Source organism: Pedobacter sp. NJ-S-72 (assembly GCF_053890575.1).
Genome location: NZ_CM132681.1, coordinates 6,177,609 through 6,186,881 on the forward strand (window position 1 = coordinate 6,177,609; position 9,273 = coordinate 6,186,881).

The following is a 9,273-nucleotide window of genomic DNA, read 5'->3' on the forward strand; positions in this document are numbered from 1 at the left end:
ACTGAGAATACTGATCGTGAAGCTTTCTTTTTTTAACGGACGGTCATGTTGATCAGTATTCACACATGATGATTAATTGCTTTGGCAACGTCCAGCCCTTTTATTATTTCTCCAAATACTGTATAGTCATTGTCAAGACGTGGTATACCACCTATCTTTTTATAAACATTACGCTGTTCTGCAGAAAACTTAATTCCTTTTTTTACCTCAAGCTCATCCAGTTCAGCATCAGTTTGTATTTTACCCTCTACAAGGTAGATCTGATCAAGGTAAGAGCTCTTTTCTGGATTGTCATTTCTTCCCGCTCCCAGAGCCCCTTTTTTATGGAACAGCTCAGGCTTTATTTCTGCTGCCAGACGTTCCACAGGCTGCTGCGGATTAAGCTTCTCCCTGTCTAGTATGGTGTCATCCAGTTCACCGCCCTGGCTAACAAAATTTTTAATAACCCTGTTGAATTCCTGATCTTTAAAAAGGCCTTTTTTGACAAGATTGATAAAGTTATCCCGGTGATTTGGCGTCTGATCATAAAGCATGATCAGTATCTTACCCTTTGAAGTTGAGAGCTGTACGTAATTAGTCTGGGCTTTAACTGTAATTGTGCAAATCAGAAAAGATAAAAAGATAGTCGGGGTTAGTAATCTCATATAGAGTTTTTATGTAAACTGAAGCGTTCTTTTAACATATAAATGGATGACAAGCATAATCATTCCAATCATAATAGAAACATCGGCCAGGTTGAAAATTCCGGTTTTTAAAATATAGAAATCGATGTGCAGGAAATCAGTTACTGAACCATAAAGCAGCCTGTCGTACAGATTCCCTAACCCTCCGCCAATTACAAAACAAATACCCAGTACTAAAAGATTATTCAGCTGACTATTTCTTAGCAGATAATAGATTCCATAACAAAGTGCCAGCAGAGGAATTAAAGATAAGAAGATAAACTTAACGGAGTCGGTCATGGAATCGCCGGTACTTAAAAATGCGCCAGAGTTTTCAACCTTAGTTAATATCAAATGATTACCGACTACATTGATTGTTTCATGGTAAGCTATGTTTTTACGGCAACATTTTTAGATAACTGATCGCAGCCTGCATTTGCCAGTACAAGCAATAGAATAGATATGTTTCTTAGAATAAGTTTCATTTGAAATGATTATTTCCGCTATAAACATAGCCTGTTTTTTTATAATCTCAAATTAATAATCCTTTTAGCTTTTGCATTTACATCTACTGAGCAGGAAATAACTGTTCTGCCATTTTCTGATCATGACCATAAATGTCTTCTCTGAAGTTAATCAGCCCATTTTTATCCACCCAGCTCGTAAAATAAGCTATGATTACAGGAACAGGGACTTTCATCGTTACCCACACTTCTTTTTTAGAATTCATGGCCTTATCCATTTTTTCGGTTGTCCATTCTGGTCTGTCTGCCAATAAATATTCAGCTAATGATTTTGGCTTCGCCAGACGGATACAACCATGACTAAATGCACGTTTACTCTCTGCAAACAGAGCTTTTGCAGGTGTATCATGCAAATAAATATTATAACTGTTTGGGAACAGGAACTTGACACGACCCAAAGAATTCGTATTTCCTGGTTTTTGACGGATCAGCGGTAAGCCATCACTAAACCCGTACTGTTCCATATTCTTTTGTGCAAGAAAATTGCGGTTTTTACGCATTGCAGGCTGTATTTCTGCACGAACTATACTTGGAGGAATATTCCAGTATGGACTAAAAACGATGTTCTTTAAGTTGTTACTGAAAATTACCGTTTTGTTTGCTGCTTTCCCAACCACAATCCCCATATTAAGGACCTCTTTTTTAGCTTCAAATACATGTAGTTTATATTCCGGGATGTTCACTAAAATAAGTTTTCCCTCTGGCATCAGTGGTGACCAGCGAATTCTTTCCAGGTTGATCAGCATTTGCTGGATACGGGATTCAACAGGAGCATTTAAAGCTGTCATTAATGTACGGTCAGGTTTCCCGGTTTGTCCGTATCCAAATTGTAATTGTGCTTTTTTGATAGCTGCGGTTACGTCCGCTGTATAAATAAATAGAGTTGAATCTCCGGTTTTCAAGTCCCCGAAATCAACCAGTCTTTGTTTAAGCTGTGAAACTACTAATCCGGAATCACCTTCTTTTAATTGTTTAAGTGCGGCGAGATCAATTTGTGGCCAGCTGCCTCTTTTCTGAATACTGTACCAGCGGATCAGTTCTTTATTTAATGTTTTATAATATCCGTTTACAGGTTCCCATTGCTCTATTCCGGCTCCCTTTTTGGCCACCAGTGAATCCAGCAAAGCTACTGCATCAATTTTTTTCCTGGGAATGTACCATTGTAATGCAGCCGGATCAACTTTTCCTGCATAAGCATCAGTTACGAAACTGAAAAAATGCTGGGTAAGTTCGAGTTCCAGTTTAATCAGCGATGGACTCACTGCACGAATCAAAGTATCTTTGCTCACTAATCCACTAAGCTGATTACGTAAAGTCTGATCATTTTTGGTGCTGTCCCTGGAAGTTGAATCATAGCTTTTATCCAGCTCATAAAATACCCTGGTCTGCTCTGCAAGTCCTTTTTCTGTAATCCAGGCAAATTGAAAGTTCCTGCTGTTGTAAAAATTCCGCAGCCGTAAAGCTGAGCTATCTTCTAATTTAGTATCAACGATATATTTTTCCAGCTCGATACTATCAATTAATAGTTTAGTTACTGCATTCTTAGGGGTAATAGTTATATCTCTGGCTATTTTTTTTACCTCTTTTCGCTGACACTGTATTAAAAATAAAGAAGTCATGATCATCAATAGCAGGAATGGAGAGCCTGAAATTGAAAAAATGGAGCGGAGCTTTAGTTTCATGGTGATGAATATAGGTAAATATATATTATTGCTTAACAGTGGGTTGGAAGAATTCATCCACTTTGCTGTTAAATTCATCCTTGTGTTCAATTAAAGTGGCATGACCGGACTTAGGAACGATCCATAGCTGGCCCTCCGGGATATGCTTTGCAATTAAAACAGTATGTTCGGTATTGATCAGGTCATGGTCACCGCCAATAATTAAGGCGGGGGGGCATTTAATCTGTTGTAATGCGGTCAGGGAGATATTCGGTTGTTGCCAGTCCAGTAAAAAGACCTTCCAGTCATTTTGTTCCTTTGGTGTTTTAAATTTTCTGTCTTTGCCAGCTAAATAAGTCTCCTGTTCAGATTTCCAGAATTCTGGTTTCAGTGCAGTAGAATCAGGCCACAGATTTGCTCCGGTGGAAGCCAGTTTAATTACCTTATCAGGGTGCCTCATTGCCATGAGCAAAGCGTTAATCCCGCCATCACTCCATCCGATTACATAAGCTGAATCCATATGCATTGAATCGAGCAGTGCTGCATAATCGTCTGCCATCATTTCAAAACTCAAAGAATCTCGTGTATCTGAAGAGTTACCATGTGCACGGCTATCAGCCACAATCACATTATATTTTTTTGAGAAATAGGGGATGTTCCCGGCAAAAGAGCTGATATCACCACCATTTCCGTGAATCATCAGTAAAGGTTTACCGGAACCGTAGGTCTCATAATACATTTTGAAACCCCGGATATTAAAGTATTTTCCAGTCTTTTTGTTGTTACCGTAATTGATCACTTTATCCTGGCAGGCACTAATCAGCAGGACTAAAACACAGGCAGAAAATATTAATATGTCTTTTATACGCATGGTATTTTGTTAGAATGGATATTTAATAAAGGATATAATATGGTCAAATTTCACTATAAAACATGATTTTTACTCGTATTTCATCAATATTTGCTCCAAAAATATAAAGCCGGGAAAAGTAATATTATATTTGTTGCGATAAAATCTAACCTGATTAATATTAATGCAGACTAAACAGCTGACCTGGCAGTTCGCCTGGGAGTATCCGGCCTTCAGAGTGAAATTCATATTAGGATTCTTAATGATGTTCCTGATACTTTTTTACTTACAGGATTTTTTCTTGTTTGTACAGGCCAGAAACGGAGTTTTAATGAATGACTGGGTATTGAGCCGTTTACCCGCTCAGGACGTGTGTCCCGTTATATCTTTTTGATACTTTATCCGGCAACAGGCTTTTTCATCTGGCGGGTAATCAAAAATTCTTCCATGTGCATCACTGCTTTATGGGGCTATATTTTTCTATGTCTGGCCAGAATGATTACCATTTCGCTGATCCCGCTGGATGCACCACTGAATCTTGTCCATCTCAAAGATCCTTTTTCTATCATTTTTTACGGTTCAAATCTGATTACAAAAGATTTATTCTTTTCAGGGCATACTGCTACACTTTGCCTGGTTGGTCTTTGTCTGGAAAACAAAACCGAAAAGATGATCATTTTCTGTGCTACGACTGTATTGGGCGTCTTATTATTAGTTCAGCATGTACATTATACAGCAGATGTACTTGCTGCGCCGGTATTTAGTTACATATTCTGGTATCTTGGCAAAACTATAACAAGGATATGATTTTGGTAATCCTTAAATTCGCCAATCCTTAAATTACATATAATTTTAATCAGGGAATCTGCCATATAGCTTATTCCATATATCCTTTTACATGGAAGTCAAAAATTTAGAACCTCAGGAACTTTGGAGTAATTTCATAAAGCTGAACGCTGTGCCACGTGCTTCAAAAAAAGAAGAACGTGTGATTGCATTCATGGTTAGCTTTGGAAACGGCCTTGGTCTGGAAACAGTGACAGACCCTATCGGAAATGTAGTGATCAAAAAACCTGCTACTCCGGGAATGGAAGATCGTAAAACAGTAGTTTTACAATCTCACCTTGATATGGTACATCAGAAAAACAGTGATACCGTGTTTAATTTTGACGAACAAGGTATTGAAATGTTTGTTGATGAAGACTGGGTTAAGGCCAGAGGTACTACACTGGGTGCTGATAATGGAATAGGGGTAGCAACAATCATGGCTTTATTAGCTTCTGAGACGATCGCACACCCTGCATTGGAAGCAATGTTTACTATTGATGAAGAAACTGGCATGACGGGCGCTAAAGAGCTTGATCCGGCTAACTTCTCTGGTTGGTTCTATCTTATTGAACCTGGATACTGAAGAAGATGATGAATTAACTATCGGCTGCGCCGGAGGAATAGATACCAATACTACTTACAATTATCAGCAGGAAGCAACTGCTGCTTCAGGTACAGCTTTTGAAATCACCATTAAGGGATTAAAAGGCGGACATTCAGGAATGGATATCCACAAAGGCAGAGCAAATGCAAATAAACTGATGAACCGGTTGTTCTATACAGCGATTAAAACTATAAACCTGCAATTGAGTACGATCAATGGTGGAAGTTTAAGAAATGCGATTCCAAGAGAATCTTCAGCAGTAGCGATTGTCACTAATAGTGAAAAAGTATTGTTTGAAGAATTTATAAAAGAATTCGCTGCATTGCTTAAAGAAGAATATGAGACTGTAGAACCTGGATTAACTGTAATTCTGACTGAAACTGTTTTACCTGCACAGGTCATGGTGAAAGCTGATTTCAAAAAGATCCTGAATGCAATTTATGCAATCGAATGGTGTTTTCAGAATGAGTCCTGATATTGAGGATTTAGTAGAAGCTTCAAGTAACCTGGCAAGAGTAATTGTTAAGGATGGTCAGTTTATTACACAATCTTTACAACGCAGCAGCGTCGAAAGTACCAAAACCGATGTGTCAAATGCGATCCGCGCTTCTTTTGAAAATATGGGTTGTGAGGTTGAACAGGCAGGAGATTATCCTGGGTGGAAGCCTAACCCTGATTCCGATATTTTAAGATTAATGACAGGTTTATACCAGACCGCTTTTGGAAAAGAGCCTAAAGTTGATGCTTGCCATGCCGGATTGGAATGTGGTATTTTAGGTGGTCATCTGCCTGGAATGGACATGATTTCGTTCGGACCTACAATCAGAGGAGCACATTCACCGGATGAAAGAGTACAAATCTCTTCTGTTCAAAAATTCTGGGGATTCCTGCTTACGATACTGAAAGAGATTCCTAAAAACACTAAATAAAAAAGAATTACTTACTTTAGACCTTCTTTAAAGAAATATTTATGATTATTGCACCAAGAATACGTGGTTTTATCTGCCTGACTGCTCATCCTGAAGGATGTGAGCAAAATGTTGTCAATCAAATTAACTACGTGAAATCAAAAGGAGCTATTGCAGGCCCTAAACGTGTGTTGGTTATTGGCGCATCTACAGGATTTGGACTGGCATCAAGAATTACCAGTGCCTTTGGATCGGACGCATCTACAATAGGTGTGTATTTCGAAAAACCACCTGCACCAGGAAAAACTGCTTCGCCGGGATGGTATAATACTGCTGCTTTTGAGACTAAAGCTCATGAAGCTGGTTTATATGCTAAAAGTATCAATGGTGATGCTTTTTCTGACGAAATCAAACAAAAAACATTAGATCTTATCAAAGCTGATTTAGGTCAGATTGATTTAGTGATCTATAGCCTGGCTTCGCCTCGCAGAACACATCCTAAAACAGGAGTTGTCTATAATTCTGTATTGAAACCAATTGGTCAGTCAGTTTTTTACAAACAAAACTGTAGATTTTCATACTGGTGTAGTTTCTGACATCTCGATTCAGCCAGCTAATGGAGAAGAAATTGAAAATACCGTTGCCGTAATGGGAGGGGAGGACTGGGGTTTCTGGATCGAGGATCTTAAAGCCGCTGGTTTATTAGCTGAAGGAGCTACTACTGTTGCTTATTCTTATATCGGCCCGATAGTAACTGAATCGGTTTATCGCAAAGGAACAATTGGCCGTGCTAAAGATGATCTGGAAGCCACTGCGTTCAGCATTACTGAAAAGTTAAAAGACCTGAATGGAAAAGCATACGTTTCTGTAAACAAAGCGCTGGTAACTCAGGCTAGTTCAGCTATCCCGGTTATTCCATTGTATATTTCATTGCTTTATAAAGTGATGAAAGCAAATGGAACACATGAAGGTTGTATCGAACAGATTCAGCGTTTATTTCAGGATAGATTATACACCGGCGCTGAAATTCCAACTGATGATGAATGGCAGGATTCGTGTTGATGATTTGGAAATGGATGAAACTGTTCAGGCAGAAGTTAACAAGCTATGGGCTGGTGTGACTACAGATAGTTTACCAGAACTTGGTGACCTTGCTGGTTACAAACATGACTTCCTTAATCTGTTTGGCTTTGATGTAGCTGGGGTAGATTATGAAGTTGAATCTGATGAAATGAAACAAGTGCCAGGATTAGTTTAAATCTGGGTTATTCTATTAAAAAGAGGGCTTCCATTCAATTGGGAGCCCTTTTTTTTTTATGTATTTTTTGATTTTATTCACTGATAATTAGATTGTTATTTATTTTATATTTTGTACAATTGTATTTTACACAATATAGTTGTGTACAAAGCGTTTAGTGTATATGGAAATGCTAAAACTGGAGCAGCAGCTCTGCTTCCCGATCTACGCTTTGTCAAGACAGATCACCGCCTTGTATCGTCCTTTGCTGGATAAACTGGATCTCACATATCCGCAATATTTGGTGATGCTGTTGCTTTGGGATAAGAACAAAATCAGTATCAAAGAAATTGGTGAGAAGCTTTTACTGGACACCGGAACTTTGACTCCTTTGCTGAAAAGACTCGAGCAAAAGAAATATCTGACCAGGAAAAGAAGTGAAGAAGATGAGCGTATAGTCCTGATTGAATTAACCAGCAGCGGGCAGAAACTGAAATATTCAGCAGCTGGAATACCGGGGGCATTATTCTGTGCATTGGATATTACGGAGAAAGAAATGGTCAGCTTACAACAAAAACTAACAGGAATTTTAAATACAATAAATAAACAAAATGGATAAAATTGAAAAATTGTATACTGCTGAAGCTAGTGCTACAGGTGGTAGAAATGGAAACGTAAAATCATCGGATGGCGTTTTAGACCTCGAAGTAAGAATGCCTAAAGAGCTTGGGGGTGGGGCAGGGGCTTATACTAACCCTGAACAGCTTTTTGCGGCTGGTTATGCTGCTTGTTTTGATAGTGCGCTGAATTTGGTGATCAAAATGGAGAAAGTGCAGACTGGTGAAACTAAGGTGACCGCACAGGTGAGCATTGGTAAAAATACTACAGGCGGTTTTCAATTAGCTGTAAAGCTAAAAGTGTCTGTGCCTGGGGTTACGACTGAGGTAGCTCAGGCATTGACTGAGAAAGCACATCATGTATGCCCATATTCGAATGCTACCCGGGGCAATATTGAGGTAGAGCTTGAAAATGTTTAAGCAATTGATTGCTATCCCTGGCTGAATTGCTCATTGAGTAGTTGAATAGGGGTAGTGGACTAGTCTGAATCGCTGTTGAAAGGGTGTTAAAGGGACATTGGAAGGGGGTTGGAAGGACCCAGGTCATTGCAAGGTCCTTCCAACGTCCTTCCAACCCCCTTTCAATGCCCTTTCAACAGCGATTCAGACCCCTGTTTAAACGGGTTTCTTTAGCCGAACCGTATGTTTACGAAAAACAGTTAGCGGACAGGTTGATTTTTGCTTCATATTGCTTCCGTGTTTCTTGTTGTTATACGTACTTGTAATCTCCTTTCTGCGGGACAATCTGTCTGAATGCGGGTTTGTGTATGGCTTGTGAAAACTAGTGTTTAGAGAAGCTTTATTTCGGTTGGATATCCAGAGCGCTGATAAGCCCAATATGGGAATGTGTAAAACGTTGCCCGTTTTTTTTTGCCTTTATATTTTCTTATTGATCCAAACATTCCTGATTGTGCTTTTAAGTGCATTTAATTGTTCACTCTGTTCAGTTTTTTTTGTGGGTCCTCCTCCAATTAGTCAATATGGTAATTGTTGTATTACTATATTATATTTTAAATCAGATGTATATAGATGTTATATAAATAATTAATGAATGACAAATTGTCTTGCTGCTATTTTGTGCTTTAAAAAATGACTTATAATCAGGTCTCATTTATTCCTGATTTTTTACTACTATTGTCCTGTATTAAGGAATGAAAACCTTTTGTTTAAGCAATAGTTATAAACACTGATTTTTTCAGTGTGGATAAGTTATCCACAAAAAAGGCGCTTTTTCCTGGGCTATCTTTTTGCCTGTTAGCGACTTATGAATTAGGTGAGATTTTATGATTTTTTGTTGGTAATTTTTAGGATCTTCGCCCTCCCAAAACGGCAGAGTGTTTGGTCGTTGTTTAAGTCGAATACCATTAATTTATAGAATAACT

Annotated in this window: 13 protein-coding genes; 9 read left to right on the plus strand and 4 right to left on the minus strand. The window is 38.6% G+C overall.

Annotated elements, in window-relative coordinates; genetic code table 11:
* Positions 1-59 precede the first annotated feature (59 nt).
* From ACWYN3_RS40725 to ACWYN3_RS40740, 4 genes are all read right to left on the minus strand, one after another.
* Positions 60-644, minus strand: coding sequence for a peptidylprolyl isomerase (locus ACWYN3_RS40725; RefSeq protein WP_456219279.1), 585 nt, complete (start codon positions 642-644; stop codon positions 60-62).
* A gap of 9 nt (positions 645-653) precedes the next feature.
* A complete protein-coding gene (locus ACWYN3_RS40730) occupies positions 654-1,016 on the minus strand; it encodes a signal peptidase II (RefSeq protein WP_456219280.1) in 363 nt (120 codons plus the stop codon).
* Positions 1,017-1,230: 214 nt separating this feature from the next.
* Positions 1,231-2,868 (minus strand): L,D-transpeptidase family protein, encoded by a 1,638-nt coding sequence (locus ACWYN3_RS40735; protein WP_456219281.1) that lies wholly within the window; start codon positions 2,866-2,868, stop codon positions 1,231-1,233.
* 25 nt (positions 2,869-2,893) lie between these two features.
* Positions 2,894-3,718: an alpha/beta fold hydrolase gene (locus tag ACWYN3_RS40740; RefSeq protein ID WP_456219282.1), complete on the minus strand. Its 825-nt coding sequence runs from the start codon at positions 3,716-3,718 to the stop codon at positions 2,894-2,896.
* A 351-nt stretch (positions 3,719-4,069) separates the two neighbouring features.
* On the opposite strand from ACWYN3_RS40740, the gene ACWYN3_RS40745 reads away from it, so the two are divergent.
* From ACWYN3_RS40745 to ACWYN3_RS40785, 9 genes are all read left to right on the plus strand, one after another.
* Positions 4,070-4,504, plus strand: a complete 435-nt coding sequence (locus tag ACWYN3_RS40745; protein WP_456219283.1) for a phosphatase PAP2-related protein — start codon at positions 4,070-4,072, stop codon at positions 4,502-4,504.
* A gap of 91 nt (positions 4,505-4,595) precedes the next feature.
* Positions 4,596-5,108 carry a M20/M25/M40 family metallo-hydrolase gene (locus ACWYN3_RS40750; protein ID WP_456219284.1) on the plus strand — a complete coding sequence of 171 codons (513 nt, stop codon included), beginning with the start codon at positions 4,596-4,598 and terminating at the stop codon, positions 5,106-5,108.
* Positions 5,056-5,604, plus strand: coding sequence for a peptidase dimerization domain-containing protein (locus ACWYN3_RS40755; protein WP_456219285.1), 549 nt, complete (start codon positions 5,056-5,058; stop codon positions 5,602-5,604). Before ACWYN3_RS40750 ends, ACWYN3_RS40755 begins: the two co-directional genes overlap by 53 nt.
* A complete protein-coding gene (locus tag ACWYN3_RS40760) occupies positions 5,594-6,058 on the plus strand; it encodes a M20/M25/M40 family metallo-hydrolase (protein WP_456219286.1) in 465 nt (154 codons plus the stop codon). The genes ACWYN3_RS40755 and ACWYN3_RS40760 overlap by 11 nt, the downstream gene beginning before the upstream one ends.
* A 41-nt stretch (positions 6,059-6,099) precedes the next feature.
* On the plus strand, positions 6,100-6,633 hold the full coding sequence (locus ACWYN3_RS40765) for a hypothetical protein (RefSeq protein ID WP_456219287.1): 534 nt from the start codon (positions 6,100-6,102) through the stop codon (positions 6,631-6,633).
* Entirely contained in the window at positions 6,575-7,099 is a 525-nt protein-coding gene (locus ACWYN3_RS40770; protein WP_456219288.1) for a hypothetical protein, read from the plus strand. The genes ACWYN3_RS40765 and ACWYN3_RS40770 overlap by 59 nt, the downstream gene beginning before the upstream one ends.
* Positions 7,074-7,295 carry a hypothetical protein gene (locus ACWYN3_RS40775; protein ID WP_456219289.1) on the plus strand — a complete coding sequence of 74 codons (222 nt, stop codon included), beginning with the start codon at positions 7,074-7,076 and terminating at the stop codon, positions 7,293-7,295. Before ACWYN3_RS40770 ends, ACWYN3_RS40775 begins: the two co-directional genes overlap by 26 nt.
* Positions 7,296-7,458: 163 nt before the next feature.
* The gene (locus ACWYN3_RS40780) at positions 7,459-7,893 is read left to right on the plus strand and encodes a MarR family winged helix-turn-helix transcriptional regulator (RefSeq protein WP_456219290.1); all 435 of its coding nucleotides are present in this window, start codon (positions 7,459-7,461) and stop codon (positions 7,891-7,893) included.
* On the plus strand, positions 7,886-8,311 hold the full coding sequence (locus ACWYN3_RS40785) for an organic hydroperoxide resistance protein (RefSeq protein WP_456219291.1): 426 nt from the start codon (positions 7,886-7,888) through the stop codon (positions 8,309-8,311). The genes ACWYN3_RS40780 and ACWYN3_RS40785 overlap by 8 nt, the downstream gene beginning before the upstream one ends.
* Positions 8,312-9,273 lie beyond the last annotated feature (962 nt).